The sequence below is a fragment of the Qipengyuania algicola genome (assembly GCF_042492175.1).
Classification (GTDB): Bacteria; Pseudomonadota; Alphaproteobacteria; order Sphingomonadales; family Sphingomonadaceae; genus CAJXSN01.
Window position 1 is genome coordinate 833,679 of sequence record NZ_CP170453.1, and the last position, 26,255, is coordinate 859,933.

The 26,255-nt window shown below is 61.5% G+C and carries 29 protein-coding genes; 11 read left to right on the forward strand and 18 right to left on the reverse strand.

Annotated features, from left to right (window positions below):
* Positions 1 to 108: 108 nt before the first annotated feature.
* The gene (locus ACFCW2_RS03990; RefSeq protein WP_379548336.1) at positions 109 to 1,365 is read right to left on the reverse strand and encodes an AAA family ATPase; all 1,257 of its coding nucleotides are present in this window, start codon (positions 1,363 to 1,365) and stop codon (positions 109 to 111) included.
* A gap of 35 nt (positions 1,366 to 1,400) precedes the next feature.
* Positions 1,401 to 2,474 carry a ribonucleotide-diphosphate reductase subunit beta gene (locus ACFCW2_RS03995; RefSeq protein ID WP_379548337.1) on the reverse strand — a complete coding sequence of 358 codons (1,074 nt, stop codon included), beginning with the start codon at positions 2,472 to 2,474 and terminating at the stop codon, positions 1,401 to 1,403.
* A gap of 224 nt (positions 2,475 to 2,698) precedes the next feature.
* Here ACFCW2_RS03995 and ACFCW2_RS04000 point away from each other — a divergent pair, with 224 nt between their 5' ends.
* The 3 genes from ACFCW2_RS04000 to ACFCW2_RS04010 all read left to right on the forward strand — a co-directional run bounded on the left by ACFCW2_RS04000 (position 2,699) and on the right by ACFCW2_RS04010 (position 3,641).
* A complete protein-coding gene (locus tag ACFCW2_RS04000) occupies positions 2,699 to 2,836 on the forward strand; it encodes a hypothetical protein (protein WP_379548338.1) in 138 nt (45 codons plus the stop codon).
* 123 nt (positions 2,837 to 2,959) lie between these two features.
* The gene (locus tag ACFCW2_RS04005; RefSeq protein ID WP_379548339.1) at positions 2,960 to 3,202 is read left to right on the forward strand and encodes a DUF2171 domain-containing protein; all 243 of its coding nucleotides are present in this window, start codon (positions 2,960 to 2,962) and stop codon (positions 3,200 to 3,202) included.
* A 145-nt stretch (positions 3,203 to 3,347) separates the two neighbouring features.
* Complete coding sequence (locus tag ACFCW2_RS04010) at positions 3,348 to 3,641, forward strand: DUF6958 family protein (RefSeq protein ID WP_379548340.1); 294 nt, start codon at positions 3,348 to 3,350, stop codon at positions 3,639 to 3,641.
* Between the two features lie 45 nt (positions 3,642 to 3,686).
* Here the strand turns inward: ACFCW2_RS04010 and ACFCW2_RS04015 are convergent, their stop codons facing one another.
* From ACFCW2_RS04015 to ACFCW2_RS04065, 11 genes are all read right to left on the reverse strand, one after another.
* A complete protein-coding gene (locus ACFCW2_RS04015) occupies positions 3,687 to 5,045 on the reverse strand; it encodes a GntP family permease (protein WP_379548341.1) in 1,359 nt (452 codons plus the stop codon).
* 138 nt (positions 5,046 to 5,183) lie between these two features.
* A complete protein-coding gene (locus ACFCW2_RS04020; protein WP_379548342.1) occupies positions 5,184 to 5,717 on the reverse strand; it encodes a hypothetical protein in 534 nt (177 codons plus the stop codon).
* A gap of 59 nt (positions 5,718 to 5,776) precedes the next feature.
* Positions 5,777 to 5,950, reverse strand: a complete 174-nt coding sequence (locus tag ACFCW2_RS04025; protein ID WP_379548343.1) for a hypothetical protein — start codon at positions 5,948 to 5,950, stop codon at positions 5,777 to 5,779.
* 13 nt (positions 5,951 to 5,963) lie between these two features.
* Positions 5,964 to 6,224 carry a hypothetical protein gene (locus ACFCW2_RS04030; protein WP_379548344.1) on the reverse strand — a complete coding sequence of 87 codons (261 nt, stop codon included), beginning with the start codon at positions 6,222 to 6,224 and terminating at the stop codon, positions 5,964 to 5,966.
* Between the two features lie 94 nt (positions 6,225 to 6,318).
* Entirely contained in the window at positions 6,319 to 6,687 is a 369-nt protein-coding gene (locus ACFCW2_RS04035) for an endonuclease domain-containing protein (protein ID WP_379548345.1), read from the reverse strand.
* Positions 6,688 to 6,799: 112 nt separating this feature from the next.
* Complete coding sequence (locus ACFCW2_RS04040) at positions 6,800 to 8,839, reverse strand: ribonucleoside-diphosphate reductase subunit alpha (RefSeq protein WP_425589491.1); 2,040 nt, start codon at positions 8,837 to 8,839, stop codon at positions 6,800 to 6,802.
* Positions 8,840 to 9,381: 542 nt separating this feature from the next.
* Positions 9,382 to 10,317, reverse strand: a complete 936-nt coding sequence (locus ACFCW2_RS04045; RefSeq protein WP_379548346.1) for an alpha/beta fold hydrolase — start codon at positions 10,315 to 10,317, stop codon at positions 9,382 to 9,384.
* Positions 10,318 to 10,360: 43 nt separating this feature from the next.
* Positions 10,361 to 10,672, reverse strand: coding sequence for a GIY-YIG nuclease family protein (locus tag ACFCW2_RS04050; protein WP_379548347.1), 312 nt, complete (start codon positions 10,670 to 10,672; stop codon positions 10,361 to 10,363).
* Between the two features lie 90 nt (positions 10,673 to 10,762).
* Entirely contained in the window at positions 10,763 to 12,346 is a 1,584-nt protein-coding gene (gene nadB, locus ACFCW2_RS04055; protein WP_379548348.1) for an L-aspartate oxidase, read from the reverse strand.
* A gap of 315 nt (positions 12,347 to 12,661) precedes the next feature.
* Positions 12,662 to 12,961, reverse strand: coding sequence for a putative quinol monooxygenase (locus tag ACFCW2_RS04060; RefSeq protein WP_379548349.1), 300 nt, complete (start codon positions 12,959 to 12,961; stop codon positions 12,662 to 12,664).
* A 5-nt stretch (positions 12,962 to 12,966) separates the two neighbouring features.
* Positions 12,967 to 13,953, reverse strand: coding sequence for an ABC transporter ATP-binding protein (locus ACFCW2_RS04065; protein ID WP_379548350.1), 987 nt, complete (start codon positions 13,951 to 13,953; stop codon positions 12,967 to 12,969).
* Positions 13,954 to 14,077: 124 nt separating this feature from the next.
* Here ACFCW2_RS04065 and ACFCW2_RS04070 point away from each other — a divergent pair, with 124 nt between their 5' ends.
* The 4 genes from ACFCW2_RS04070 (at position 14,078) to ACFCW2_RS04085 (ending at position 16,189) form a co-directional block, all read left to right on the forward strand.
* Positions 14,078 to 14,725, forward strand: coding sequence for a DUF4402 domain-containing protein (locus ACFCW2_RS04070; RefSeq protein ID WP_379548351.1), 648 nt, complete (start codon positions 14,078 to 14,080; stop codon positions 14,723 to 14,725).
* 53 nt (positions 14,726 to 14,778) lie between these two features.
* The gene (locus ACFCW2_RS04075) at positions 14,779 to 15,039 is read left to right on the forward strand and encodes a zinc-finger domain-containing protein (protein ID WP_379548352.1); all 261 of its coding nucleotides are present in this window, start codon (positions 14,779 to 14,781) and stop codon (positions 15,037 to 15,039) included.
* 133 nt (positions 15,040 to 15,172) lie between these two features.
* Entirely contained in the window at positions 15,173 to 15,628 is a 456-nt protein-coding gene (locus tag ACFCW2_RS04080; protein WP_379548353.1) for a hypothetical protein, read from the forward strand.
* 63 nt (positions 15,629 to 15,691) lie between these two features.
* Complete coding sequence (locus ACFCW2_RS04085) at positions 15,692 to 16,189, forward strand: DUF924 family protein (RefSeq protein WP_379548354.1); 498 nt, start codon at positions 15,692 to 15,694, stop codon at positions 16,187 to 16,189.
* Here ACFCW2_RS04085 and ACFCW2_RS04090 read toward each other — a convergent pair.
* The gene (locus ACFCW2_RS04090; RefSeq protein WP_379548355.1) at positions 16,179 to 16,805 is read right to left on the reverse strand and encodes an endonuclease III domain-containing protein; all 627 of its coding nucleotides are present in this window, start codon (positions 16,803 to 16,805) and stop codon (positions 16,179 to 16,181) included. The genes ACFCW2_RS04085 and ACFCW2_RS04090 overlap by 11 nt on opposite strands.
* Before the next feature lie 89 nt (positions 16,806 to 16,894).
* Here ACFCW2_RS04090 and gloA point away from each other — a divergent pair, with 89 nt between their 5' ends.
* On the forward strand, positions 16,895 to 17,383 hold the full coding sequence (gene gloA / locus ACFCW2_RS04095) for a lactoylglutathione lyase (protein ID WP_379548356.1): 489 nt from the start codon (positions 16,895 to 16,897) through the stop codon (positions 17,381 to 17,383).
* Here the strand turns inward: gloA and ACFCW2_RS04100 are convergent.
* A complete protein-coding gene (locus ACFCW2_RS04100; protein ID WP_379548357.1) occupies positions 17,380 to 18,087 on the reverse strand; it encodes an endonuclease III domain-containing protein in 708 nt (235 codons plus the stop codon). The genes gloA and ACFCW2_RS04100 overlap by 4 nt on opposite strands.
* Before the next feature lie 44 nt (positions 18,088 to 18,131).
* On the opposite strand from ACFCW2_RS04100, the gene ACFCW2_RS04105 reads away from it, so the two are divergent.
* Together ACFCW2_RS04105 and ACFCW2_RS04110 are read left to right on the forward strand one after the other, a co-directional pair.
* Positions 18,132 to 18,482, forward strand: a complete 351-nt coding sequence (locus tag ACFCW2_RS04105) for a TA system antitoxin ParD family protein (RefSeq protein WP_379548358.1) — start codon at positions 18,132 to 18,134, stop codon at positions 18,480 to 18,482.
* Positions 18,482 to 19,078: a zeta toxin family protein gene (locus ACFCW2_RS04110; protein WP_379548359.1), complete on the forward strand. Its 597-nt coding sequence runs from the start codon at positions 18,482 to 18,484 to the stop codon at positions 19,076 to 19,078. The genes ACFCW2_RS04105 and ACFCW2_RS04110 overlap by 1 nt, the downstream gene beginning before the upstream one ends.
* A gap of 28 nt (positions 19,079 to 19,106) precedes the next feature.
* On the opposite strand, the gene ACFCW2_RS04115 is transcribed toward ACFCW2_RS04110, so the two are convergent.
* The 3 genes from ACFCW2_RS04115 to ACFCW2_RS04125 all read right to left on the reverse strand — a co-directional run bounded on the left by ACFCW2_RS04115 (position 19,107) and on the right by ACFCW2_RS04125 (position 23,482).
* Positions 19,107 to 19,586, reverse strand: coding sequence for a hypothetical protein (locus ACFCW2_RS04115; protein WP_379548360.1), 480 nt, complete (start codon positions 19,584 to 19,586; stop codon positions 19,107 to 19,109).
* Positions 19,587 to 19,590: 4 nt separating this feature from the next.
* The gene (gene guaA, locus ACFCW2_RS04120; RefSeq protein ID WP_379548361.1) at positions 19,591 to 21,180 is read right to left on the reverse strand and encodes a glutamine-hydrolyzing GMP synthase; all 1,590 of its coding nucleotides are present in this window, start codon (positions 21,178 to 21,180) and stop codon (positions 19,591 to 19,593) included.
* 742 nt (positions 21,181 to 21,922) lie between these two features.
* Entirely contained in the window at positions 21,923 to 23,482 is a 1,560-nt protein-coding gene (locus tag ACFCW2_RS04125; RefSeq protein WP_379548362.1) for a class I adenylate-forming enzyme family protein, read from the reverse strand.
* A 142-nt stretch (positions 23,483 to 23,624) separates the two neighbouring features.
* Here ACFCW2_RS04125 and gyrB point away from each other — a divergent pair, with 142 nt between their 5' ends.
* Positions 23,625 to 26,189, forward strand: coding sequence for a DNA topoisomerase (ATP-hydrolyzing) subunit B (gene gyrB, locus ACFCW2_RS04130; protein ID WP_379548363.1), 2,565 nt, complete (start codon positions 23,625 to 23,627; stop codon positions 26,187 to 26,189).
* Positions 26,190 to 26,255 lie beyond the last annotated feature (66 nt).

Below are 26,255 nucleotides of genomic sequence, written 5' to 3' on the forward strand. Positions count from 1 at the left end.
ATGATTCTTATGGTCAGATCATAACCGGTAATAGGCGGTAATAGGTGGTAATAGGTGGTAATAAGCGCCAACGCGCGCTGCCCCTGCCAGCTGTGCCGTCCTGAGCGATCAGGATGGCTCAAGCGGAAGCCGCGAAGTGTGATCAATCTGCCGTCTGCCTTCAACCGACTTAATGGCGTTTATCCATGCCGCGAAGGAGCGTGTGGGCAATTTATAGAAGCCTTGCCTCGTGTTATCAGCAATCAAAATGTTGCGACTTTTTAGGGCGTTAAGAGCATTGGAGACCGTAGTTGAGCTCTCTCCTGATAGGTTAATTATCTGTTTTCTGGAAAGCCATTGATCCCCAAATTCTGACATTGAATTTAGAATGTTCCGATATCGTTCCGATGAGATTTTGCCAAAATATAAATCATCAAAATACTTGGTGCCAAGCTGTGCAATGGCACCACCATCTTGGTACGCCCCGTCAACAACATCAGCAGCATCAATGGTATCGTCAACGTCGGATTCAAAAGCACAATAGGCGAATTGTTGAATGAAGTGCGGGTAGCCCTCGGATAACTCGGCCAAGAGAACCAAGCCATCATCAGTGATAACGGTTTCTACGTTATTTTTATCATTGGCCTCAGCCAAACCCCGCTTCACAACCTCCATCCGTTCGTCAGATCCAAGCGGAGCGAGATTTAAGAGATTGAAAATTCGCGCTGCCGAAGGATGGCTCGACCGAATACGATCAAGCAGAATCGGAAGGCCCGCCAATCCAAAAAGCACTTTGTTGCAGCCAATACGCGACAACCGCTCGGTAAAGTATTTAAGAAACTCCCCGAGACCTGCGTCGGCGCTTGGCGCATCCGCCTCATCGATAGCAATGAAGATGCCGTCATACCCAGAATGCTTACAAAATTCTGCCATTTGGTCCGCCAGAGAGTCGCGGGCGCTCTCAGGCTCAGGGGCGACATCCGACTTATGATAGCGGACACCTAAAACTTCCCAATTTGACAAGAAATCCCAAACTGATTTTGCAATCTCAACATTTGCGCTAATACGCTGCAGTTCTGACTTAAACTGCCTTGCAATAGCGCGTACAATTTCAATTTGACTTCCAACATTGCCAAGCTCAACCGGCACAACCAAAAGGTTGAATTTCTGATCTTCAAGTAGGTTTACTTCACTACTGGCAATCCGCGAAACGAGCATTAGCAGAGAAGATTTACCAATGCCTCGCTCGCCCGAAATAATAAAATGAATCGGATTGCCGTGCTTTGCCTGAAACAAAGACTTCTCGACCGCTGCAATTTCGTCAAGCCGCCCGGTGAACATGCCCGGCGCAACGATACGATTTGGCTGATACGGATTATATTTCACTGATAATCATTAGCGCCAAAAGCGCCAGCCTTCAATCACTCCGCCGCCACACTCCCTGACGCCTCACCCGCATCGCCAAACAGCCCCGGACCATCATCCGCAGCCTCGTCCTCGGCGTTTGCAGCTTTGCCCGCACCAGCGCGTTTGTCGAAGGTGCTCCACACGTCCTGCCAGTTGCCCTTCGTGGCGCCCTTGGAATATTCGGTTGCGCGCTGTTCGAAGAAGTTGGCGTGCTCCACGCCGTTCAGCAGCGGGGCGAGCCAGGGCAGCGGGTGTTCGTCGACCATGTAGATCGGCTGCAGGCCCAACTGGCCCAGACGCCAGTCGGCGATGTAGCGGATGTATTTCTTGATTTCCTTCGGCGTCATCCCGCTCACTGGGCCCATTTCGAACGCCAGATCGATGAAGTTGTCCTCCAGCCGGACAGACTTCTGGCAGATGTCGATGATGTTTTCCTTCACCTGCTTGGTGTAGCAATCCCGCTCGCGCACGAATTCGTGGAACAGCTTGATGATGCCTTCGCAATGCAAGGACTCATCGCGGACTGACCAGCTGACGATCTGGCCCATGCCTTTCATTTTGTTGAAGCGCGGGAAGTTCATCAGCATGGCGAAGCTGGCGAACAGCTGCATGCCTTCGGTAAAGGCGCCGAACACGGCCAGTGTGCAGGCGATGTCTTCGTCGCTGTCGACGCCAAATTGCTGCAGGAAGTCATGCTTGTCCTTCATTTCCTCATATTCGAGGAAGGCGCTGTATTCGCTTTCGGGCATGCCGATCGTGTCGAGCAGGTGGCTGTAGGCCGCGATATGCACCGTCTCCATATTGGAAAAGGCGGTGAGCATCATCTTGATCTCGGTCGGCTTGAACACGCGGCCATATTTGTCGTGATAGCAATCCTGCACCTCGACATCGGCCTGGGTGAAGAAGCGGAAGATCTGCGTGAGCAGATTGCGCTCGTGCTCGGAGATTTTCTGCGCCCAGTCGCGGCAATCCTCGCCCAAAGGCACTTCCTCGGGCATCCAGTGGATCTGCTGCTGCAGTTTCCAGAAATCATACGCCCACGGATATTCGAACGGCTTGTAGGTCTTGCGGGCTTCGAGCAACGACATGTGGTGTCTCCGTGGGTTTGAATGCGTCTTATGTTGGGGTTTACAGAATCACATGGGTGATTCGATAGCAACCCTGCCCAATGGTTCGGGGATAAGCTGTGGGGCCTTTCCCGCCTATCTGTATCGGCGCGTCGTCGGGCGCTCACCCTAGACCAGAAGAGGTAGGAACGAGCGCCGGTGGGCATCCATTGGTTAGGCATACACCCTAACACAAAGGAGCCATCATGGCACACGATCAACGCGATATTACGCTGAGGCCCTCCACCACCAGCATCGAGCCGACCCGCACCGGCCCGAAGACCGAGCAGCTGCGCCGCGAGCAGGAAGAAGAGCGCGCCGAAGAGCAGTCGGAAGGCGCTTGAGCGGCCTGCGATTTGTGAGCCGTGCCTCAGCTGCGACGAGGCGAGGAACGGCATCGGGGGTCACCCGTTAGTAAGGTATAACCCATTCAAAACGGGGTGGAAAAACCGCCCGGAAAGATAATTATGTTTGAGAAGATTCGCATTAAAGAACACATGGAAGTCGTCAATTCGGAAGGTCTGCATGTCGGGACAGTCGACGCGCTTCAGGACGACAAGATCAAGCTGACGAAGTCGGACAGCATGGATGACATGCACCACTTCCTGATGATCGACGATGTCGAGGAAATCACGGACAACCGCGTGGTCCTGACCAAGGATGCGCGCATCCCGACCGGCCTTGGAAACAAAGCCGAGATGGCATCGTAACCCACGCACAAGTTTCTGCTGACCCGTGAGGGTGGCAGCAATAGGAGCCCGGCGCTCGCAAAAGCCTCAAGGAGGCTATGCGAGGCCGGGCTTCGCACTTCTGGGCCGCTTTGCTATCCTCCTTGCGGGAGCGAAGGAGCGCGCGGTGGCAAAGGACATCATCGAGGTCGAGAACGTCAATCACCCGAGGCACGTCACGCGCGTGAATGCGGCGAAATATGCCTCGGCCAAGGCGGCTATGCTGGCCGTAATGCCCGCCGCCGCGCCGGGCCTGACGCAAAGCGAAACGCGCGAGGCGATGGTCCCGCATCTCGACCCCGCACTGTTCCCCGAAGGCAAGACCAGCGGTTGGTGGGCGAAGACCGTCCAGCTCGATCTGGAAGCGAAGGGCGTGGTTGTGCGCGAGAACAGCAAACCGCTTCGATGGCATCGGGCATGACGGACTGACGCGCTGGGTCGCCCCTAGGTCGCCCCTACGTCACCCCTAAGTTAGCATCGCCAGCGCAATCGTTGCGGCGGTGGCGATCATCGGGATGACTACAGTGACCACGCCGACATCCTTGTAGGCCTGTTTGTGCGTCAGACCGGTGATGGTCAGCATGGCGATCACGGCTCCACAGTGGGGGAGCGAGTCCAGCCCGCCCGCCGCCATTGCGACCAGCCGGTGCAGTTCTTCGGGGGCTATGCCCAGCGCCAGGTAGGGCTCGGCCAGCGTCGCCATGAAAATCTGCAATCCGCCAGAAGACGATCCGGTGATGCCCGACACCGCGCTGGCGGCCGCAAACATCGACACGAGCGGCGGCAAGTCCAGCCCCAGGACCGTTTGCGTGAACAGCGCGAACCCGCCCGTCTGCGCGACGACACCGCCAAATCCGATCACCGCAGAGGTCGCCATGAGCGGCATAATCGCATCCTGCGTTCCCTCGCCCAGCGCCCGCATCGGCGCGCGGCGGACGGCGGGAAACAGCGCCAACGCAACGATGCTCGCCAGCAGCAGAGCGATGGAAGGCCACAGCACTGGCTGCGCGGCAGCAAATTCCAGCAGGGCCACGCCCTCCCCCACGCCAGCCAGCGCGAGCAGGCGAGGGGCAAGAATGGTGCCGATCACCAGCAGCAGCGGGATGAGCGCCAGCCACCATTTGGGCATGTCCTGCGCAATCGCCTCCAGATCGGGGATCACATCGCGCGGTCCGGGTTCAAACCCCTCGCCCGCCGCCTGCGCCATGCGCCTCTCGCGCTCCAGATAGACCATGCCGAGGCCGAACATCAGCGCCCCGCCAAACAGGCCCAGCCCGGCAGAGGCGAACAGATCGGTGCCCAGCGTCAGCGTGGGAATGACATTGTGGATCGACGGCGTACCGGGCAGCGCGGTGAGGGTGAACGTCCCCGCCCCCAGCGCCGCCGCGCCGCAGAACAGGCGCTTGGGAATATCGGCCTCTTTGAGCAGTCGCAGGCCGAGCGGGTACATGGCGAAGATCACCACGAACACCACCACCCCGCCATATGTCAGCAGCGCGCAGGACAGCACCGTGATCCACAGCGCCCGGTGCGCGCCCAAAGCACGGACTAGCGCCATCGCGATGGCGGTGGCGGCATGGCTTTCCCCCATGATCCGCCCGAACATCGCGCCCGCTGCGAACAGCATGAAGAAGCGCCCCGCGAAAGTGAACGCACCCAGATTGCCGAACGTGTAGCTGTCCGTCAGGCTCTCCGCCAATGGCAGCGAATTGGTGACGATCACCACCAGCGAGCAGATCACGGATGCGAAGATGATATTCACATCGCGCAGCGCCAGCCAGATCAGCAGGCCAAGGCCCGCCAGCAATCCCATTATACCAAGCATGAAAGGCCTCCCCCTTGCCCTCATCTACACCACAGCTCTGCAGCGTTGGAAAGCCGCAAGGTCGCAAACGCGGGAAGAGCCGGGCGAAGACGCGCGTGCCGATGAGAGAATGCCGAGAAGGTTCGCCGTCTGCTTGCCCTACGGTGCCAACCACCAGAACAGCCCGAGAATCAGCAGGATTGCGCCTACTGCCAAGGCCCCATGGATCGCTTCGGTCGGGGCTTCGGCAAAGCGCCCGCTCCCATCCGATATCAGCGCATCTTCGGCGGGATCGTTGAGCCTCTTCCAGAGCGTAACAATCCCTACCGCCCCCATGAAAGCGAAGAAACTGATCATAACCACGTCGTGGCCGTCCGGCTGATAGCCCAAATCAAGCAACGCCCAGAATGCAGCGATGCCAATCGCGAGCGGCGCGAACTGAAAGGCAAATTCGCCCAATCGTTCGACAGAAATCACGGGAGGATGTTCGGTCTCGTCAATGCGCCAGAGATGTTCACGCTCTTCTTCCAGCGACATCTCGGGATTTCGGGCAAGGGCACGCTTGTGTCGCCAGATGTTAAAGCTCCGCCGAAGTTTCAGAAAACCACCAATGGCCGCCGCCCCGCCAAGGCCGTAGGCGACCGGGTAAAAGTAGCTGGCCAGAAGTTCAGCAATTTCCGGCGGAATAGACATAGACAATCCGGCGATGGTGAGGTGCCCCGCTTATCCGGGCCGCAAAGACGCCGCGCAAGTCAAATGAACAAATCAACCACCGGCCAGATCAGGAACGCCGCCAGCGCTGCCATCGCCGCTGCAAAGCCGCGCCCCATCGTGCGCCGCCGGCGACCGATACCGCTCCAGAACACGAACGCTCCGATCAGCAGCAGCACCGTGCCGCCCAGGCGAAAGATCAATTCGGCGGTCATGCGATGAGGCTGCTCAAGCGCGCTTCTTGGAACCGAAGAACGATCCACCGCCCAGCACGGTGATGCCGACGAAGAAGCCGAAATCATACCAGCCTCCGCGATTGGGCACGGCGTAGACCGCAATGTCCGGATTGAAGAGCGATCCGATGAAGGACCACGGGAAGATAAACCCGTGCCACAGCCCCCACCAGAAGCCGGGCGAGCCCGCCTCACGCACGACGCCAGCGTCGATTTGCGATGCGCAGGCGGAGAGGAGGATTGTGGCAGCGGCCATGCCCATCACCCTCACCCTTTCGGCGCTGCGCGCCTCTTTCCCTCTCCCGCTGGGAGAGGGAGGGGACCCGCGCGAAGCGTGGGGAGGGTGAGGATCAGCTGGCACTGTTGGTTCCTTGGATTGATCGGCGAACAGTCTCCAACACGCCGTCGGAATTGGCAAGGATGTCATGGTTCCAGAAACGCAGGACTCGAAAGTTCTGCTCTTCGAAGAAACGGGTGCGAGCAATTTCAGCGGGATCAAGCGGATCGTGCTGCCCGCCATCGGCTTCGATGATCAGCTTGTGCCGATAGCTGAGGAAATCGGGGTAGTATGGCGGAACCGGCGACTGCCGCCGGAACTTTGCATCCGGAAATGCCTCGCGCAATTTGCGCCACAGTAGTTTCTCGGCCTCGGTCATATCGCGTCGCAGCTTGCGAGCGCGTTCGACCGTGCCGGAATTCCCGCGTTCGTATTGCTTCATACCCTCACCCTCCCAGCGCTTCGCGCCGGGCCCCTCCCTCTCCCATTGGGAGAGGGAAAGAGCACCGGAGGTGCGAAAGGGTGAGGGTCATCAACGCCCCATCATAACCCCATCACTGGCAGCTCAGACATTCCTCGTAATCGGTCTGTTGTTCGCCCAGTTCGGCTTTCAGTTCGATTTCTTTGGCGTCGGACGTGTTGTCCGCCTCCACGCCGCCGGCGAAGCCTGCGCGCTGGACCGATTTCGAGCGGAGATAGTAGAGCGACTTGATGCCCTTCTCCCATGCCTGGAAGTGCAGCATCAGCAGGTCCCATTTGTCGACGTCGGCCGGGATGAACAGGTTCAGCGACTGTGCCTGATCGATATAGGGCGCGCGGTCGGCGGCGAATTCGAGCAGGTAGCGCTGGTCGATTTCGAAGCTGGTCTTGAACACCGCCTTTTCCTCTGAAGTGAGGAAATCGAGGTGCTGGACGCTGCCACCCTTCTCCAGGATCGAGTTCCACACATTGGTGGAATCCTTGCTCTTCTTCTGGAGGATTTTCTCCAGATAGGGGTTCTTCACGATGAAGCTGCCCGACAGCGTCTTGTGGGTGTAGATATTGGCCGGGATCGGCTCGATGCAGGCGCTGGTGCCGCCGCAGATGATCGAAATCGACGCGGTCGGCGCGATTGCCATTTTGCAGCTGAACCGCTCCATCGCGCCCATATCGGCGGCATCGGGACAGGGCCCGCGTTCCTTCGCCAGCATCAGCGAGGCTTCTTCCGCCTTGCCGCTGATATGCTTGAACATCTTCTCGTTCCACGCCTTGGCCATCGGGCCTTCCATCGGCAGGTCTTTCGACTGGAGGAAAGAGTGGAAGCCCATGACGCCCAGCCCCACGCTGCGCTCGCGCTCGGCGGAATATTTCGCCCGCGCCATTTCGTCCGGCGCGCGGTCGATATAATCCTGCAGGACATTGTCGAGGAAGCGCATGACGTCCTCGATGAAGTCCTTCTCGCCCTTCCACTCGTCCCATTTTTCCAGGTTGAGCGAGGACAGGCAGCACACCGCCGTGCGGTCATTGCCCAGATGGTCGATGCCGGTGGGCAGCGTGATTTCGCTGCACAGGTTGGAGGTGGAAACCTTCAGGCCCAGCTCGCGGTGATGCTTGGGCATCATGCGGTTCACCGTGTCGTTGAACACGATATAGGGCTCGCCTGTGGCGAGGCGCGTTTCGACCAGTTTCTGGAACAGGCTGCGCGCATCGACAGTGGAGCGCACTTCGCCGGTCTTGGGCGAGATCAGGTTGAATTCCTCGCCCGCGCGTACCGCTTCCATGAATTCATCGGTCAGCAGCACGCCGTGATGCAGGTTCAGCGCCTTGCGGTTGAAGTCGCCGCTGGGCTTGCGGATTTCGAGGAATTCCTCGATTTCCGGGTGGCTGATGTCGAGATAGCAGGCCGCGCTGCCCCGCCGCAGCGAGCCTTGCGAAATGGCCAGCGTCAGGCTGTCCATCACCCGCACGAAGGGAATGATGCCGCTGGTCTTTCCGTTCAGGCCGACCGGTTCGCCAATCCCGCGCACATTGCCCCAATAGGTGCCGATGCCGCCGCCCTTCGACGCCAGCCAGACATTTTCGTTCCACGTGTTCACAATGCCATCGAGGCTGTCCGACACCGAGTTCAGATAGCACGAGATCGGCAGCCCGCGATTGGTGCCGCCATTGGACAGCACCGGCGTTGCGGGCATGAACCACAGCGAGGAGATGTAATCATACAGCCGCTGGGCGTGCTCCTGATCGTCGGCATAGGCATCGGCCACGCGGGCGAACAGATCCTGAAAGCTTTCACCGGGCAGCAGATACCGGTCGATCAGCGTTTCCTTGCCGAACTCGGTCAGCAGCGCGTCGCGCTCCGCATCGGTTGTGATGGTAAAGCGGCGGTCATTGACCTTCTTGCTGTCGTCTTTCGCTGCATCAGAGGCAGCGGCCTTGGCCACTTCGCCCATGGCGCCTGCAGTCGCAGCGGTCAGCGCGTCGGAGCCGGCATCGGTCTTGTCCATGGTCAGTGCCTTTTCATCCGCAGCGGGCCGGGCCGTGCTGTCTGTTTCCGTCGCGGTATCATCCAGAACATCCGTACCCGTCACACTGTCATCCCCGGCTTTGAAATCCATCATCACTCTCTCGCGCCCTTTTTTGTCCGGCCCGGCGAGTCGCGCAGGGTCCGTATGTTCCACATTCGTTCTCACGAGTCGAGCACCGGAGTACCCCCTCGCATATAGGAAGCGAACGCGGATTTTCCCGTCCCCAGATTGCCCCCCGTATCATCCACAGGCTGCCACCCCGCATCCCGCCTGAGAGACTCCTTCCCTTTGCGCGGGAATCCGCGTTTCGGCGGGTCTTTCGTCTAGGTTTGGGGTCCGCAAGCCTTGCGAACCACTAGATAGTGAATCAGACGGACTCTGCGCGCAAGAGGGTAAAGCGCATTTTTACCATGCCCGCTGGCCCGATGTGGCGGTGTGTTAGCTTGCTGCAACGCAGCGACGCGTGGACCAAGCTGGGGTTCTGCGATGCGCAAGCCACAAAATGAATCTGCGCAAAAATTTTATTCGGGAAAACTGGCCGGAAGGGCTTTTGAATCAATCGAATCGGCGCGAGCAATTTTTGTGCGCCGACGTAGCGTCGCGCAGCACTGAAACCCGCCAGAACGTCGAATCTATTCGGCTGCGACTGCGGCCGAATCAGGTGCGGCCGGAGTCACTGGCGGAGCCGCCGCATGGGCGTGCGCGGCAATGGCGTCGGCCATGGTGTCGACCAGCTCCATCGGCAGATCGTGGCCCCAACCGGGGAAGGTCTTCAGCGTCGCGCCGGGGATCGCGGCAGCCGTGTCCTGCCCGCCCTCCAGCTTGACCAGCGGATCATCCTCGCCATGCAGCACCAGCGTGGGCGTGGTGACCGATTTCAGCCGCTCGCGCCGGTCGCCATCGTCGATGATCGCGGCCATCTGGCGCGGCAGGCCCTGCGGATAGACGCTGCGCTGGATGCCATTGCGCACCCGCGTGCGCAGGCGGTCTTCCGGCGCGGGATAACCCGGGCTGCCGATGGCGCGGGCGATTTTCACCCCGTGCTCAACCAGCGCTTCCTCCTCCATCGATGGCGGCGGGGTGGTCAGCGCCTTGATCGCGGGCTTTTCCGCCTGCGGCAGTTTTGGATTGCCGGTGGTGGACATGATGGAGGTGAGGCTGTGCAGCTTGTCCGCATGGTTGATTGCCATCAGCTGGGCAATCATCCCGCCCATGCTGGCGCCCACGACATGCGCGCGCTCGATCTTCAGACTGTCCAGCAGCGCGGCCCCGTCGGCGGCCATGTCGGCCAGCGTATAGGGCACCTTGGGGCGCAGGCCGAAACGGCGGAAGAGGATGTGGCGCACGACGCCCGGCACCTTCTGCCCGTCGAATTTATCGCTCAGCCCGATATCGCGGTTGTCGAAGCGGATGACCCGAAAGCCGCGCGCCACCAGCGCCTCGACCAGCTCCATCGGCCAAAGCGTCATCTGCGCGCCGAGGCCCATGACCAGCAGGAGCGGCGGATGCGAGGCATCGCCGTGCTCATCGTAATGGAGGGTCAGGTTGTTGGCTGTGGTTGTGGGCATTTTTGTTCCTTCGTCATTCCCGCGTATGCGGGAACCCAGAGTGTCAAAGCGCTTCGAACCCGAATTGCTCGGCCAAATCAAGCCAGCGCTGGTTTTCAGCCTCGATCAGTTCGAGCTTCCAAGCCCTGCGCCACTTCTTGATCCGCTTCTCGCGCGTGATGGCGTCTTCCATAGTCCCGTGCAGTTCAAACCACACTAGGCGGTGGACTCCATGCTCTTTCGTGAAGCCGGAATAATTGCCTGCGCGGTGCTGGGCGATGCGTTGCACGAGATTGGATGTTACACCGCAATAGAGGGTGCCGTTCCGCTGGGACGCCAGCAAATAGACCGCCGGTTGGACCTCGCGCTGCTCCACCCTAGGTTCCCGCGTGCGCGGGAATGACGGTAAGTGGGCTCGTCATCCCCGCGAAAGCGGGGACCCAGAGCGGCAAAGCGCTCACCCATTTCAAGGCACCAACACCGTATCGCGCGCTACTTCATCGGTTTCCGGATAATCGAGCGTGTAATGCAGGCCCCGGCTTTCGTGGCGTTCCAGTGCGCTTTCGACGATCAGGACTGCCGCCTGATGCAGGTTGCGTAGCTCGATCAGGTCAGTGGTGACGCGGAAAGAGCCGTAATAATCCTCGATCTCCTGACCCAGCATGCGCAGGCGGTTGCGGGCGCGTTCCAGACGCTTGGTGGTGCGCACGATGCCGACATAGTTCCACATGAAGCGGCGGATTTCGGTCCAGTTCTGCTTGATCACGACCTCCTCGTCACTGTCCGTCACCCGGCTTTCGTCCCAGCCCTTGATCGCGGGCGGCTGTGGCAGTTCGTCCCACCGCTCCAGAATATCCTTCGCCGCTGCCTCGCCATAGACAAAGCATTCCAGCAAGGAATTCGACGCGAGCCGGTTTGCTCCGTGCAGCCCGCTTTCGGTGCATTCGCCCGCCGCCCAAAGGCCGGGCAGGTCGGTCGCCGCATCCAGCCCCACGATCACCCCGCCACAAGTGTAATGCTGCGCGGGCACCACCGGGATCGGCTCCTTGGTCATGTCGATGCCGAGGCCGGACAGCTTCTCGTCGATGGTCGGGAAATGCTCGCGCACGAATTCGGCCGGCTGGTGGCTGATATCGAGATGCACGTAATCGAGACCATAGCGTTTGATCTGATCGTCGATCGCGCGGGCGACCACATCGCGCGGGGCCAGCTCCATCCGCTCGGGATCGTAATCGGCCATGAAACGGTGGCCCGTTTCCGGGTGGAGCAGATGGCCGCCCTCGCCACGCACAGCCTCTGTAATCAGGAAGTTCTTGACCTCCAGATTGTACAGGCAGGTGGGGTGGAACTGCATCATCTCCATGTTCGACATGCGCGCGCCGGCCCGCCACGCCATCGCGATGCCGTCACCCGTCGCGCCGCGCGGAGAGGTGCTGAATTGGTAGACCCGGCCCGCACCGCCAGCCGCCAGCACAGTGGCACGCGCAATATGCGCCTCCACCTTGCCGCTCGCCTCGTCCAGCGCATAGGCGCCCCATACGCGGCCCTCGGCGGAGAATTTCTCGGCATTGCGGCTGGTGATCAGATCGACGCAGGTCTGGCCCGGCAACATGGTGATATTGGGATTGGCCTCGGCGGCTTTCAGCAGCGCCTCCTGAACTGCCCAGCCGGTCGCATCGTCGACATGGACGATCCGGCGGTGGCTGTGCCCGCCCTCGCGCGTCAGATGCAGATCATCGGCGTCGCGGTTGAACGGCACGCCCAGCTCACACAGCCGGTCGATGGAATCCGGCGCGCGCTCGATCACGAACTCCACCGTCTCGCGGTCGTTCAGCCCGGCGCCCGCCACCATTGTATCGCGGACATGGTTTTCAAACGTGTCGCCGGTATCCAGAACCGCGGCGATGCCGCCTTGCGCCCACGCGGTGGAACCACCGGTGAGTGAACCCTTGGCCAGCACCAGCACCCGCTTGTGCTCCGCCAAGGCGAGCGCCGCAGTGAGGCCCGCTGCTCCGGAGCCGATAATCAGTACGTCATATGCAATTGTCATTGGACCGTCATGGCGCGCTGCGATATATCAGACAACATAAGAAGAGTTAGGGAGAGTAAACCTCGGCGGGCTGGGTCGCAGCGCCTGCGGGGATCATGACTGGAATTTATGGAGCGGCCCCCATGTTTTTGAACCGAGTCTTCTGCATTTTCGGCAAACACAAACCCGACCGGCACAAGGTGCGTCACAACGGACATACTTTTGTCGGGCGTTGCAAACATTGCGGAACACCCATGATGCGCGATGGCCCGAAAAGCTGGAGTGCGGCACCCGTGCGCTCCGAATGACCTGCACAGGCCGAGAAGGTGGCAGACGCTAGAGCGGCTGTCCGCCAGCGGTTTCGAACAGCTGCAAATCGCGATCATGGATGCCCAGCCTGTCCCAATGGGCGCGCCATTCGCTCAGATGCTCGGACGCGAAATGGGCGTCCAACACTTCGCGGTCGCGCCATATTTCCATCACCCGGATCAGGCCGGGGTCGATCACATCCTCGGCGTAGGAATACGCCATGCACCCGTCTTCCTCCAGGCTCGCCTCGATCATCGCCTGCATCGGGAGACGCGCTTCGTTGAGATTTTCCGGCGGCATCCGCACCGTGCCCACTATCATCAGCATAACGGCTAGGCCCCCGAGCCTGTCAGCGAGACAAACACATCTTCCAGATCGGCCTCGCGGGTGGTCACGTCTTCAACCGTATAGCCATGGCTCTGGATCACGGCGAGCACCTGGCCAGCGCTCATCACGTCGCGATTGTAGGTGATCTCCAGCGTCCGTGCGTCGATCGTCTCGGCTTTCAGGAAGCCTTCTTCCATCACGGGAGCGGCGAGCTCCTTGTCCACCGTCACCCGCACGATTTTCTCGCGGGCCATACCGATCAGTTCCTGCGTCGGCTTGTTGGCGATCAGTTCGCCATTGCCGATAATTGCGATGCGGTCACACAGCTCCTCGGCCTCTTCCAGATAATGGGTGGTCAGCACGATGGTGACGCCTTGCGCGTTCAGCTGCATCACCAGTTCCCACAATTGCTTGCGCAGTTCCACGTCCACACCGGCGGTCGGCTCGTCGAGCACCAGAATGGGCGGCGAATGGACCATCGCCTTGGCAATCAGCAGGCGGCGTTTCATGCCCCCTGACAGAGTACGGGCATAGGCATCGCGTTTGTCGGCCAGCCGCACCGCCTCCAGCAATTCCTCGCTGCGCCGGTCGGCCTTGGGGATGCCGTAGAAACCCGCTTGATTTTCCAGCACTTCATAGGGCGTGAAAAACGGATCGAAGACGATTTCCTGCGGCACGATCCCGATGCTGCGGCTGGCATTGCGGCGCTGGCCATCAATGTCGAAGCCCCAGATTTCCGCCTCGCCCCCCGTTTTGGAAACCAGCCCGGCAAGAATGTTGATCAGTGTCGATTTGCCCGCCCCATTGGGGCCGAGCAGACCGAACACGCCGCCTTGCGGGACATCGAAGCTGACGCCCTTCAGCGCTTGCTTGCCCGGCTCGCCTTTGGACCCGGCATAGGTCTTTTCCAGATTGCGGATGGCAATCGCGGGCGCATTTTCGTGCGCATTGCTGGTGTCGCTGCTTTGGGCCTGCTGTTCCATGCCCGCCATTTGGCGACAGCAGGCCCCCGCGTAAACCCCGCTGCAGGGCCCGGTGGTGAAGCCAAGAGGTAAACAGCCCGGTAACCATGTTTGCGGCGACGCGATTAACGCCTCCCTAGGTATTGGCAGCGTCATGGACGGACCACGCCTCCAGATTTCCGCGATTCGCGCGGCCACCCTCTTTGCGCATTTGCGCAAGGTGAGGCGTGCTCTGCTTGGCGCACCAGTGGCGTTGGCTCTGGCGGCCCTCGCGATTTTTGCACCGGTCGGAGCGCAGGCGCAAACTTCTGCCAACGCAAATGCTAATGCAGCAGGCGGGGATACGTCAGCAGCGGTGCTTCGCTCGCTGGCAATCACCAAATTGCGGGATCTCGATTTCGGCGGCGTCATTGCCACACCGGCCGGAGGCACGGTGGTGCTCGATCCGACGGGCAACGATGGCTGCACGGCCAGCGGCGTGATCCATGTCGGCAGCGTCTGCCAGCCAGCCGATTTTGGAGGGGCTGGCGAAAGCGGACGGATCATTCGGGTTAAAACACCCAGCGAGATCACGATTACCGGCCCCGGCATCGACATGCTGATCGATACCATCACTCTCGATGCCAGCCCCGACCTTACCTATATCAATGGCAATATCGGCGGGAACGGCTTCGTGCGGTATCGCATCGTATCGGCCAACGGTCTGTTCCGGTTCCGGCTGGGCGGGACGCTGAACGTCAATCCGAACCAGCTACCGGGCGAATACACCGGCACCTTCGAAGTGCGGGTTGAGTATCAGTAAGATCACGCGCGCCCATTGCCTCGGCCTCGGCGGCTTTGTATGAGCCGCACGCTATGAACACCGCCCCGCCCGAAATCGTCAGAACCACTGAAACCCGTGTGCATTGCGACGGGGCCGACGCCATTCGCGGGGGCGAGGCCTATCGCCCCTCTGCGCTGGGTCATCCGCGCATCTATCTGGAAATCGACGAGCATGGCTATGTCGATTGCGGCTATTGCGACCGGCGCTTTGTGCTCTCTGGCGGGCCCGCCGACGGGGTCGATCAGGCGGCGCTGAAAGACATCTCCGAAGGGGCCGATCCCGGGCACCGATAGGCGCTTCCGCATGCGGGCTTGGCAGCGCCGGACCTGCATACGCTTTTGACAGGGACAGTTCACCCATTTGTGCTATGCACCACGATGGCAGTCGAAGCTGTCCCCGATGCCTTGCCCAACAGGAGAACACGCCATGAAACCGATGATTGCTGCTGCGATTGCAGCCTTCATGAGCGTGCCATTGGCCGGTCATGCCGCTTTGGCTCAGGATGCGTCGCCGGACGCCGAGCAAACGGATCTGGAAGGGGCCGAGCTCACAGAGGGCGAGGTCAAGCTGCAGAAAATCCTCGGCGACCGCGTAGCCCACGCCTCCGAACCCTGCCTGCCGACCTATGGCTTGCGGAACATGAAGATCATTCACGGCACGGCGCTGGTGTTCGATTATGGCGGCACCATCTATGTGAATGTGCCCGCAGGCGCCGAGCGGCTGCGCAAGCGCGACAGGCTGGTCACCACCCGCAGCTTTGCCCGGCTGTGCAGCAGCGATATCGTCCGGACAGAGGACCGGTATGGCGGGCATTACACCGGGAACGTCATCCTCTCGCGATTTGTGCCCTACAAACGCGTCCCGGCAAACGACGCGGGCTAGGCCTGCCTTGTGGCTCTGGCCCGGCGGGATTGGGCGACACGCCTTCTGCGCACATGGTTTGGGGTGCTAGGCCCGGCGGACTGGTTTGGCGGCTCGGACCGGGTTGACGATTTGCTCCGCCAGCGTTTCGCGGCTGACTGGCAGCGGCTGCGGGGGCAGGACGCGCATGCTTTCCTGATCGAGCCCTCCACCACGCTGGGCGCGATTCTGCTGTTCGACCAGATCCCGCGCAATCTGTTTCGCGGCACGGCGCAGGCCTTTGCCAGTGATGATCTGGCCGTCACGCTGACCCATAATGCGCTGGATCGCGGGTGGCATAGGGGGATGCCGCGCGAACATATCCAGTTCCTCGCCATGCCGCTGATGCACAGCGAAAGCCGCGCCGACCTGCGCCTGTGTGTGGATGTTTTCGGGCAGTATGTGCCCGGCGCACTCGATTTCGCGCGCTCGCACCGCACGATGATCGAACGCTTTGGCCGCTTCCCGCATCGCAACGAGGCGTTGGGACGCAAAACTACCGAAGCGGAACAGCGCGCCATCGACGCCGGTTTCAGTTGGTAGGGTTCGCCGCGTAATACTCGCAAAGATCGGCCACCGGGCAGCTTTCACATTTCGGGCTGCGCGCGGTGCACACCCGCTTGCCGAATTGGATCAGCCAGAAATGCCCGTCGCGCATCGCCCAGTCGGGCGCGCGCTCTTCGATCTGCGCCGCCGTCTGCTCGGCGCTCTTCGCATTGGTCAGTCCGATGCGGTTGCAGACGCGGTGGACATGGGTGTCGACCGCGATCGTGTCCCGCCCGAAGGCAAAGCTCATCACGATATCGGCGCATTTGCGCCCGATTCCGGGGAGCGACAGCAGCCCCGCGCGGGTATCGGGCACGACGCCGCCATGGTCCGCAAGCAGCGCTTCGCAAAACTTGCGGATGTTGCGCGCCTTCACATTGTACAACCCGCATGGCTTGATTGCGGCGGCCACATCGCGGTCGTCGAGCTCCAGCATCTCCTCCGGCGTCCGGGCGAGGGCGAACAGGGCGCGCGTCGCCTTGGCGGTGTTCCGGTCGAGAGACTGCGCGCTGAGCATGCAGGAGATGCAGCTGCGGAACGGGTCCGGCTGCCCCTTCGGCCCCTTCGCATCCGCCGTCCGCCCGGGCATCGCCTCCGCGAGCGTCTCGAACACTTTCTCTACTTGGCAAGCGGTCAGCATGGTTCGGGAACGCGCGAGCCATGCCGTTGGTTGCCACAGAGACTATTCAACGGGAGCCCGCCATGTCCGCCAATCCGCACAATTTCACCCTCAACCACACAATGCTGCGGGTGAAGGACCCGTCGAAAAGCCTCGCTTTCTATAGCGAGGTTTTGGGTATGACCCTGCTTCGCAAGGCGGATATCGAGGCGGGCGAGTTCTCGCTCTACTTCCTCGGCTTTACCTCCAGCGAAGATGAAGTGCCCGAAGGCGATGCGGACGCGACCGAATATGTCTTCAGCCGTCAGGGCGTGCTGGAGCTGACCCACAATTGGGGCACCGAGGACGAGGACGGCCCGGTCTATCACGACGGCAATGCAGAGCCGCAGGGCTTTGGCCATATCGCGCTGGACGTGCCGGATCTGGAGGCAGCGGTGGCGCATTTCGACAAGCACGGAGTGAAGTTCCAGAAACGCCCCGAAGACGGAATGATGAGCCACATCGCCTTCATCAAGGACCCTGATGGCTACTGGATCGAAATCCTGAGCGCGAAGGCTATGGCCGGACGTTAAACGACGCGCCCACGCCCTGTCTGGCACAGCGCCTGCGCCGGACAATCGCCGCACAGCAGCGCGGACGGGCGACAGTAATTCTGGCCGATCTTCTTCATCAGCAAATGGTGCTCGTCATAATCGGCGGCGCTCCATTCGGGCGGCATGGCGGGCATGATCGCCTCAAAGGCGCGGTCTGTGTTTGCTTTCGCCGGGACCAGTCCCATGCGCTGGAGAATGCGCGTATGGTGCCCGTCCAGCACAATTGCGCGCCGGTCCAGAGTGCTGGCATTCATTACGCCAGCCGCAATCTTGCGCCCGATGCCGGGCAGCTGCTCCAGCCAGCGCATGGCGGCCAGCGTGTCCATTTCGGAAAGGTGCGACAGGTCCACGCCCCCGCGCCGCTCGACAAGCGCAGTGAGGCTGGCTTTCAGCCGTTCCGCCGCGACATTGGGATAGGTCTGGGTGGCGAGCTCGGCCTGCAATTGCTCCAGCGGGAGCGCGGCCGCCGCCTCCCAACTGCCATGCCGGTCCAGCAGGCCTTGCGTCGCGGCATTGGAAACTTCGGATTTGGTCCGCGCGCCGATCACGCCCTGCACCAGCACCCATTCCGGCTCTCGCCATTCCGCCGCCGCCCGCTCGATCCGCCCGAAGCGCTGGATCAGCAGCGGCTGCAAACGGCGCAACGTCTCTGTGCGGGGGTCTGGGCCTAGGGGGAGTTGCATGGCGCAATCTTGACAAATACACGCAAAGGTGTCAATTTGACACCATGGCAAAGACGATCAAACTCGACGACGAACTGATGGAGCTGGTTGGCCGCGAGGCGGACATGATGAGCCGTTCGCTCGCCGGGCAGGTGCGCCACTGGGTGCGGATCGGGATGAGCGTAGAGAAATCCCGCTTTTTCGACCAGTCCCGCATTGTCGAGGCGCTGTCGGGCAAGCTTTCGCCCGATATGCTGACGGCGGAAGAGCAGGAAAGCTATGTCGACACGCTGTTCGACGCCTCGCGCAGCGGCACGCCGGAACAGGACCGCTTCTTCGCAGACCGCCGCCGCAAGGGGCTGGGTGCCGGCATGCGCGATGGAGCGCTGACCCGCGAAAGCGCCGATAGCGCGTAATGGCGATTGTCGCCGGACGGCCCACGCTGTTCCTGATTGCCGGGCCGAACGGCGCAGGCAAATCGACCTTTTATGACACGGTGCTCGCCCCGAGAATCGCTGCACCCTTCGTCAATGCCGACATCATCCAGCGCGACGAATTGGGCGATCCCTCTCCCAGCGCCAGCTACCGCGCCGCCGAAATCGCCGAGGAGCGCAGGCGCGAGTATATCGGTGAAGGCCGCAGCTTCGTGATGGAGACGGTGTTCTCCCACCCCTCCAAGCTCGACCTCCTGCGCGATGCCCGCGCGGCCGGATACCGGATCGTGGTGTTCCATCTGGGCCTGCAATCGGTCGACTTGGCCCTTGCCCGCGTCGCCGAACGGACACAGGAAGGCGGCCACCCCGTCCCGCCCGAAAAGATCGCCGCCCGCTTCGCGCGCAACGGTGCCCTCATCCGCGATGCCGTCCTAATGGCCGACCGCGCGCAAGTGCTGGATGCGTCGGTATTGAACGACGCGCCGCAACTGGTGGCAGAGTTTGCCGGAGGGCAGGTGGTGCGGGTTGGCGATGAGATGCCGGAGTGGGCGGCGGAGCTGTATGGCGAGATGCAGTGATCCTGCGCTTACCGACACGCCCTCTCTGCTAAGACTTTCTTCGTACATAGAGCACGCACATCCAAACGATGAAGGCGATCATCAGCGCCGCGAAGGCATATCTAGCGACCTTGCCGATTATCGTCTTGGGATAGCCCATGACCGGCTCGTTTGCCCAGTATTTCTCCGGGTCGCCGCGCACCGTGTTCCACCATTCGTCAAACTCCGGACTGCCGGGCCGGGGATGGTCTTTCACGAGCCCGTAAGTATCCCGGTAATAGTCGTAAACAGAGGTATTCAGCCAAGACTTGAAATTGGGCGGCCAACAGGGTTCGGCACCTGCGTCAACTTGGCGCTTGGCTTCCGCGTATTGCGACTGCTGCCTGACCCATTCCCGAACCCCGTATTCGTCGTGATGGCCATCTTCCATAGCCACTACGAACCAGACGATCGGATCCTTGTCCGCGAGAAATTTCTTGGTCGCGGCCAGATGCCGTTCGGCCTCGATATCACCCGGATCGCGGCTCACGACTTCACTCCCATTCAATCGTCCCCGGCGGTTTCGACGTATAGTCATACACCACCCGGTTGATGCCCTGCACTTCGTTGACGATGCGCGTGGCACAGCCGGTCAGGAAGGCGGCGTCGAAGGGGTACACGTCGGCCGTCATCCCGTCGGTGCTGGTCACGGCGCGCAGTCCGCAGACGCTGTCATAGGTGCGGGCATCGCCCATCACGCCAACGGTTTTCACCGGCAGCAGCACGGCAAAGGCCTGCCAGATCGCGTCATACAGGCCGGCCTTGCGGATCTCGTCGAGATAGATGGCGTCGGCCTTGCGCAGAATGTCGCAGCGCTCCTTCGTGACTTCGCCGGGGATGCGGATGGCGAGGCCGGGGCCGGGGAACGGGTGGCGGCCGACGAACATGTCGGGCAGGCCCAGCTCGCGGCCGAGTTCGCGCACTTCGTCCTTGAACAGCTCGCGCAGCGGCTCGACCAGTTCCATATTCATCCGCTCGGGCAGGCCGCCGACATTGTGGTGGCTCTTGATCGTCACGCTCGGCCCGCCGGTAAAGGAGACGCTCTCAATCACATCGGGATAGAGCGTGCCCTGCGCGAGGAAGTCCGCCCCGCCAACATTCTTTGCCTCCGCATCGAACACATCGATGAAGGTCTTGCCAATGAATTTGCGCTTGGCCTCCGGGTCCGTGACGCCCGCCAGCCCGTCCATGAACATGTCTTCTGCATCCACCACAACCAGCGGGATGTTGTAGTGGTCGCGGAACATCGTCTCGACCTGTTCGCGCTCGTTCAGGCGCAGCAGGCCGTGATCGACGAAGACGCAGGTCAGCTGGTCGCCGATTGCCTCGTGGATCAGGATCGCGGCGACCGAGCTATCGACCCCGCCGCTCAGGCCGCAGATCACGCGTCTGTCACCCACCTGCTGGCGGATTTCGCGGACCTTGGTCTCGCGGTAGGCGGCCATGGTCCAGTCGCCCGCCAATCCGCAGACATGACGCACGAAATTGGCAATCAGCCGCCCGCCATCAGGGGTGTGGACGACTTCGGGGTGGAATTGCGTACCGTAGAATTTGCGTTTCTCGTCGGCGATCACGGCGAAGGGTGCGCCGTCGCTGGTGGCGACAATCTCGAACCCGTCGGCAAAGCGCGTGACCTTGTCGCCGTGGCTCATCCAGACCTGATGCCGCTCGCCTTCTTGCCACAGGCCATCGAACAGCGCGCAATCCCTGGTCACAGTCAGGAAAGCCCGGCCAAATTCGCCGCCTTCTCCGGTTTCATGCCCGGGCTTCACCTCGCCGCCCAACTGGTGGGTCATCACCTGCTGACCATAACAGATGCCCAAGATGGGGACGCCCGCTTCAAAGAACGCCTGCGGTGCGCGCGGGCTGCCATCATCGGGCACGCCTGCGGGGGAGCCGGAGAGGATAATCCCCTTGGGCTTCATCCGCTTGAACGCTTCCTCCGCCAAAGTGAACGGCGCGATTTCGGAGTAAACGCCCGCCTCGCGCACGCGGCGCGCGATCAGCTGGGTCACCTGACTGCCGAAGTCGACGATAAGGATCGAGTCGGGCAGGATGGAATCGGGGAGAGGTTCTTGTGCCATGGCAAATGCGTTAGGTCGGGGCTTTCGGGGTGTCCAGCGACGCCCGCCAGTGGCCCACCACTGCGCGGCGCTGTGCTCAGACTGAGCGCCAACCCATGTTGCAAAAAAGTGCACAGGCTGTGAAGTTTTGTCGCTTTTGGTTTGCTGCGCGCAAGCCTAAATACTGCCCCGTAGCCGGGCGGTGGCAGTCCTCTCTCTCCCTCCCCCCAAGACGCCCCGCCCGGCCCTTTGAATAACAGGAATTGTCCACGGCCTTCCGGCCCGCAGACACCTGTTGGCCCCGGCAGGCCCGATTGCTTCGGCAAGATCGCTCTGCCCCGGCCATGCGATGCGGACACCGTCAGCCTGCGGGCGCGGCACTCCGATACGCTGAATCGGCCGCGCGGCGGCAGACCCCGTTTTCCTTCCCCCCCTTGGATCCGGTCTGCTCCGCGCGGTTCGATTGCCGCCCGCAGATGGAGCGCTTCAAAAAAAGTGCCTGCATTGTAACCGGGCCGCCATACTGCGCGAATAGGTGGGGGACGCTGCACAGCAGGTCATCCGGGCCGAGTTCCCAGCGGAACCGCCCGACAGACCGTGTGGCCCGCCGGCACTCCCCCTCCCCCACAGCCGGCGGGTCACACCTTTTTTGTTGGCAGTGCGCAAGACTACAAAGGGGCCGGTGCGCGAGAGATGTCGGCCATTCAGTCCGGCCTGTTCCATCCGCGCGTGACCGGCCCCCTGTTTTGCAGGCTGTCCGGCGTCAGCTTTTTCCAGCCACCATCGCGCGCAGCTCTGTCTTCAGCAATTTGCCGATATGGCTGCGCGGCATTTCCTCGATCGCGTGCAGGGCCGAGAGCCGCTGGGTCTTGCCGACATTGTTGTTCACTCTGCCCAGGATATCGGGCACTTCGCTTCTCTCCACGCCATCCGCCAGCCGGACGAAGCCCAACGGCGTCTCGCCCCATTGCTTGCTCGGCACGCCGATCACGGCGGCCTCGGCCACGCGGCTGTCTTTCTCCAGCTCTGCCTCCAGATCGCTGGGGAAGATACTGAACCCGCCGGAGATGATCATATCCTTCGCGCGGCCCACCAGCTCGACAAAGCCATCGGCATCGACCCGGCCGATATCGCCCATCCGCTGCCAGATGTCGCCCGTGTCCGGATCTTTCCAATAGCCGTCCTGCGTTTTGCCGGGCTGGTTTTTGTACCCGCTCATCATGGTGTGCGACCAGCCGACCAGATTGCCCGGCTGACCCACGGGCACTTCATTGTCGTCATCGTCCAGCACTTTCAGCACGCTGCCCGGCGATGGGCGGCCCACAGTGTGCAGCTTGTCCGGAAATTCATGGGCGTAAAGCAGGCAGACGACGCCGCCTTCGGTCATCGAGTAAATCTCGATCAATGCGCCCGGCATCCGGTCCAGCACCTGCCGCTTCAGCTCGGCAGAAAACGGCGCGCTGGTGCAATATTTCAGTTTCAGCGCCGAGAGGTCAAACTCGTCGAAGCGCGGTTCGTCCATCAGGCGCTGATACTGAACTGGTACCAGCATGGTGACATTGACCGCGAAGCGCTGGGCGGTGGCCAGCCAGTCGACTGTCTTGAACTTGCCCATGATGTTCACCGTCCCGCCCGCCAGCATGACCGGCAGAAACGCGACCATGGTGGTGTTGGAATAGAGCGGAGTGGAAGCGAGGCTGACCGGCTCGATCCCGGCATCGAGATAGGATGCGCCGGTGGTCGCAAACTGGGTCCAGCGCATGGCGTGCGAGTGGACGATACCCTTGGGTGTGCCGGTCGTGCCACTGGAGTAAATGATGTTGAACGGGTCGCCGGGCTGCGGGTCATGCGCCGGGGCCTGCGTCCCCTCCGGCGCCATCCATGCATCCAGCTCTTCGTCGAGAATGATATGGGTAAGTTCGGGCAAAAACCCGTCGCCCAGCTCGGCAGTCTTGGCTCGATCAATAAACAGATGCCGCGCGTCTGAATCTGTCGCCATGCCTTCCAGTTGCGCGGGGCTGGCACTGGTGGTCAGCGGAGCGGCCACCCCGCCGGCGCGCACCGCCGCGAGGAACACCAGCGCGTAATTGATCGAGGACGTACCAAGGATCGCGACCGACTGCCCGCGCTCCAGCCCCGTCTCCACCAGACGCGCCGCAATCCGCTCCACACGGTCCTGCATTTGCGCCCATGTCAGCTCACCCGCATCATCGCGCAGCGCCACCTTGTCCGGCGTCTCCCGCGCCCGCATAGCCAGTGTTTCGCAGTAGGAACCGAAGGGCGCGTGGAGCGGGGCGGAGGCCGGGTTTTGCTGTTTGGTCATGCCCCTGACCTAACGCAGCGACGACGAGCGGCAAGCACTCAATTTGAGAGCCTGCATGAGAGCTTCCTTAGGTCGTGGAAAATTGCCGCGAAAGGTGCCCGCAGCATTTGGGTTTCCACCGCCAAGCGCCTATATAAAAAGCATGAGTGACACCCCACCGGAAACCCCGGCAACGCCCGACGCCACGCCGCCCCAAAACGCCAAGCAAATGGGCGAATATGGTGCCGATTCTATCAAGGTTCTCAAAGGCCTGGACGCCGTGCGCAAGCGCCCGGGCATGTATATTGGCGATACCGACGATGGATCGGGCTTGCACCACATGGTGTTCGAGGTATCGGACAATGCGATCGACGAAGCCTTGGCTGGCCATTGCGACCTCGTTCTGATCGAGATGAACGCCGATGGCAGTGTCTCTGTAGAAGATAACGGGCGCGGCATTCCGGTCGATATGCACAAGGAAGAAGGCGTGTCGGCGGCCGAGGTCATCATGACCCAGCTGCATGCGGGCGGGAAGTTTGAAAACACCAGCGACGACAACGCCTACAAGGTGTCGGGCGGCCTGCACGGTGTGGGCGTTTCGGTGGTGAACGCCCTGTCCGAATGGCTGGAACTGGTTATCTGGCGCAACGGCAAAGAGCACTACATGCGCTTTGAACATGGCGAGGCGGTAAAGAGTCTCGAAGTGACCGGCGATGCCCCGAAGGTCGAGCAGAACCCTGACGACAATGGCTTCAAGAAGGGGACCCGCGTCACCTTCATGCCGAGCCACGACACATTCAAGAACGTGACCGACTTCGATTTCGACAAGCTGGAGCACCGCTACCGCGAGCTCGCCTTCCTCAATTCGGGTGTGCGCATTCTGCTGCGCGACAACCGGCCCGAAGAAACGCTGGAGCACGATCTGTATTACGAGGGCGGTATCGCAGCTTTCGTCAAATATCTCGACCGGAACAAGGAAGCCCTGATCGCCGAGCCGATTTCGGTCAGCGCGGAAAAGGATGGCATCGGGATCGACGTCGCTCTGGAATGGAACGACAGCTATTACGAAAACGTCCTGACATTCACTAACAACATTCCCCAGCGCGACGGCGGCACGCACCTCGCGGCCTTCCGCGCCGCGCTGACCCGCACGCTGAACAATTATGCGCAGTCCAGTGGGCTGATGAAGAAGGAAAAGGTCAGTCTGTCGGGCGAAGACATGCGCGAGGGCCTGACCGCCATCGTCAGCGTGAAACTGCCTGATCCCAAGTTCGGCAGCCAGACGAAGGACAAGCTGGTCTCCAGCGAAGTCCGCCAGCCGCTGGAGTCGCTGATGGGCGAGAAGATGACCGAATGGCTGGAAGAGAACCCGGCCGATGCGAAAGCCATCATCCAGAAGATCATCGACGCCGCTGCCGCCCGCGAAGCCGCCCGCCGCGCCCGCGAGATGAGCCGCAAGGGCGCGATGAGCGTCGCCAGCCTGCCGGGCAAACTCGCCGATTGTCAGAACCGCGATCCCGCGCAGTGTGAACTGTTTCTGGTGGAGGGCGATTCCGCTGGTGGCAGCGCCAAGCAGGGCCGTGACCGGAAGATTCAGGCGATCCTTCCGCTCAAGGGCAAGATCCTGAATGTGGAGCGCGCCCGGTTCGACCGGATCATTTCCTCCAAGGAAGTCGGCACGCTGATTCAGGCGATGGGCACCGGCCTGCGCGACGAATTCGATCTGTCGAAACTGCGCTATCACAAGATTGTGATCATGACCGACGCCGATGTCGACGGCGCGCATATCCGCACGCTGCTGCTGACATTCTTCCACCGACAGATGCCCGAGATCGTCAAGGCCGGGCATTTGTTCATCGCCCAGCCGCCGCTGTACAAGGTGAGCAAGGGCCGCAGCGAGGTCTATCTGAAGGATGACCGGGAGCTCGACCGCTATTTGATCGATGCCGGTCTGCAGGGCCGGATGCTGGACGATGGCAATTCGCAGCGCTCGGGCGACGATCTGCGAGGGCTGGTCGAACACGGCCTGCGGATGCGCAATCTGATCGCGTTCGCCCCGAGGCGTTACTCGCCCATGATTGTCGAGGAAATGGCTTTGGCCGGTGTGCTGGACCCCGACGCGACCGCCAGCGCGGCAGCGATGGAAAAGGCTGCCCAGCGGCTGAATATGGGCGATCTGGAAGCGACCTGGACCGCGACGAAGAACGCCGATGGCGGCGTCCAGTTCGAACGGCTGTGGCGCGGTGTCACCGATGTCCACATGATCGACGCCAAATTCCTCGAAAGCGCGGAGGCGCGCAAGCTGCACCGCGTGGCGCAGGAGCATGCCGAAGCCTATGACAAGGCCGCCGTTCTGGTGAAGCTGTCGAGCGCCGATGCGGAATCTGCCGAGGACACCGAAGTGGCCGATGTCGAGGATGACGCGGCCGAAACGCCATCCTTCGCCGATGACGATTCGATCAGCCGTCCAACCCAGCTGCTGGACACCGTGCTCGCAGCAGGCCGCAAGGGTCTGGCCATTGCCCGCTACAAGGGCCTTGGCGAGATGAATGCCGAGCAGCTGTGGGAGACCACACTCGACCCCGATCACCGCATTCTGCTGCAGGTGAAGGTGGAAGATGCGGACGTGACGGACGAGATTTTCACCCGCCTGATGGGCGATGTGGTCGAACCCCGGCGCGAGTTCATTCAGGATAATGCGCTGAATGTCGCAAACCTCGATGTCTGAGGCGTTGGAGCGTGGACCGTGCCGGTTCCTGCCCCACATTTGCTAGTGCGAAGGGCCCCGCAAGCG

What these genes read in the sequence shown, in the direction of transcription:
- ACFCW2_RS04075 (WP_379548352.1), top strand. Translation starts at nt 14,779, where the DNA reads ATGAACACCGCCCCGCCCGAAATCGTCAGAACCACTGAAACCCGTGTG.
- ACFCW2_RS04110 (WP_379548359.1), top strand. Translation starts at nt 18,482, where the DNA reads ATGGCGATTGTCGCCGGACGGCCCACGCTGTTCCTGATTGCCGGGCCG.
- ACFCW2_RS04035 (WP_379548345.1), bottom strand. Translation starts at nt 6,687, where the DNA reads ATGAAGCAATACGAACGCGGGAATTCCGGCACGGTCGAACGCGCTCGC.
- ACFCW2_RS04030 (WP_379548344.1), bottom strand. Translation starts at nt 6,224, where the DNA reads ATGGCCGCTGCCACAATCCTCCTCTCCGCCTGCGCATCGCAAATCGAC.
- ACFCW2_RS04100 (WP_379548357.1), bottom strand. Translation starts at nt 18,087, where the DNA reads ATGCAACTCCCCCTAGGCCCAGACCCCCGCACAGAGACGTTGCGCCGT.
- ACFCW2_RS04025 (WP_379548343.1), bottom strand. Translation starts at nt 5,950, where the DNA reads ATGACCGCCGAATTGATCTTTCGCCTGGGCGGCACGGTGCTGCTGCTG.
- ACFCW2_RS04020 (WP_379548342.1), bottom strand. Translation starts at nt 5,717, where the DNA reads ATGTCTATTCCGCCGGAAATTGCTGAACTTCTGGCCAGCTACTTTTAC.
- ACFCW2_RS03995 (WP_379548337.1), bottom strand. Translation starts at nt 2,474, where the DNA reads ATGTCGTTGCTCGAAGCCCGCAAGACCTACAAGCCGTTCGAATATCCG.
- nadB (WP_379548348.1), bottom strand. Translation starts at nt 12,346, where the DNA reads ATGACAATTGCATATGACGTACTGATTATCGGCTCCGGAGCAGCGGGC.
- gloA (WP_379548356.1), top strand. Translation starts at nt 16,895, where the DNA reads ATGTCCGCCAATCCGCACAATTTCACCCTCAACCACACAATGCTGCGG.
- ACFCW2_RS04070 (WP_379548351.1), top strand. Translation starts at nt 14,078, where the DNA reads ATGGACGGACCACGCCTCCAGATTTCCGCGATTCGCGCGGCCACCCTC.
- ACFCW2_RS04065 (WP_379548350.1), bottom strand. Translation starts at nt 13,953, where the DNA reads ATGGCGGGCATGGAACAGCAGGCCCAAAGCAGCGACACCAGCAATGCG.
- ACFCW2_RS04080 (WP_379548353.1), top strand. Translation starts at nt 15,173, where the DNA reads ATGAAACCGATGATTGCTGCTGCGATTGCAGCCTTCATGAGCGTGCCA.
- ACFCW2_RS04105 (WP_379548358.1), top strand. Translation starts at nt 18,132, where the DNA reads ATGGCAAAGACGATCAAACTCGACGACGAACTGATGGAGCTGGTTGGC.
- ACFCW2_RS04005 (WP_379548339.1), top strand. Translation starts at nt 2,960, where the DNA reads ATGTTTGAGAAGATTCGCATTAAAGAACACATGGAAGTCGTCAATTCG.
- ACFCW2_RS04040 (WP_425589491.1), bottom strand. Translation starts at nt 8,839, where the DNA reads ATGGATTTCAAAGCCGGGGATGACAGTGTGACGGGTACGGATGTTCTG.
- gyrB (WP_379548363.1), top strand. Translation starts at nt 23,625, where the DNA reads ATGAGTGACACCCCACCGGAAACCCCGGCAACGCCCGACGCCACGCCG.
- ACFCW2_RS04015 (WP_379548341.1), bottom strand. Translation starts at nt 5,045, where the DNA reads ATGCTTGGTATAATGGGATTGCTGGCGGGCCTTGGCCTGCTGATCTGG.
- ACFCW2_RS04125 (WP_379548362.1), bottom strand. Translation starts at nt 23,482, where the DNA reads ATGACCAAACAGCAAAACCCGGCCTCCGCCCCGCTCCACGCGCCCTTC.
- ACFCW2_RS04045 (WP_379548346.1), bottom strand. Translation starts at nt 10,317, where the DNA reads ATGCCCACAACCACAGCCAACAACCTGACCCTCCATTACGATGAGCAC.
- guaA (WP_379548361.1), bottom strand. Translation starts at nt 21,180, where the DNA reads ATGGCACAAGAACCTCTCCCCGATTCCATCCTGCCCGACTCGATCCTT.
- ACFCW2_RS04060 (WP_379548349.1), bottom strand. Translation starts at nt 12,961, where the DNA reads ATGCTGATGATAGTGGGCACGGTGCGGATGCCGCCGGAAAATCTCAAC.
- ACFCW2_RS04000 (WP_379548338.1), top strand. Translation starts at nt 2,699, where the DNA reads ATGGCACACGATCAACGCGATATTACGCTGAGGCCCTCCACCACCAGC.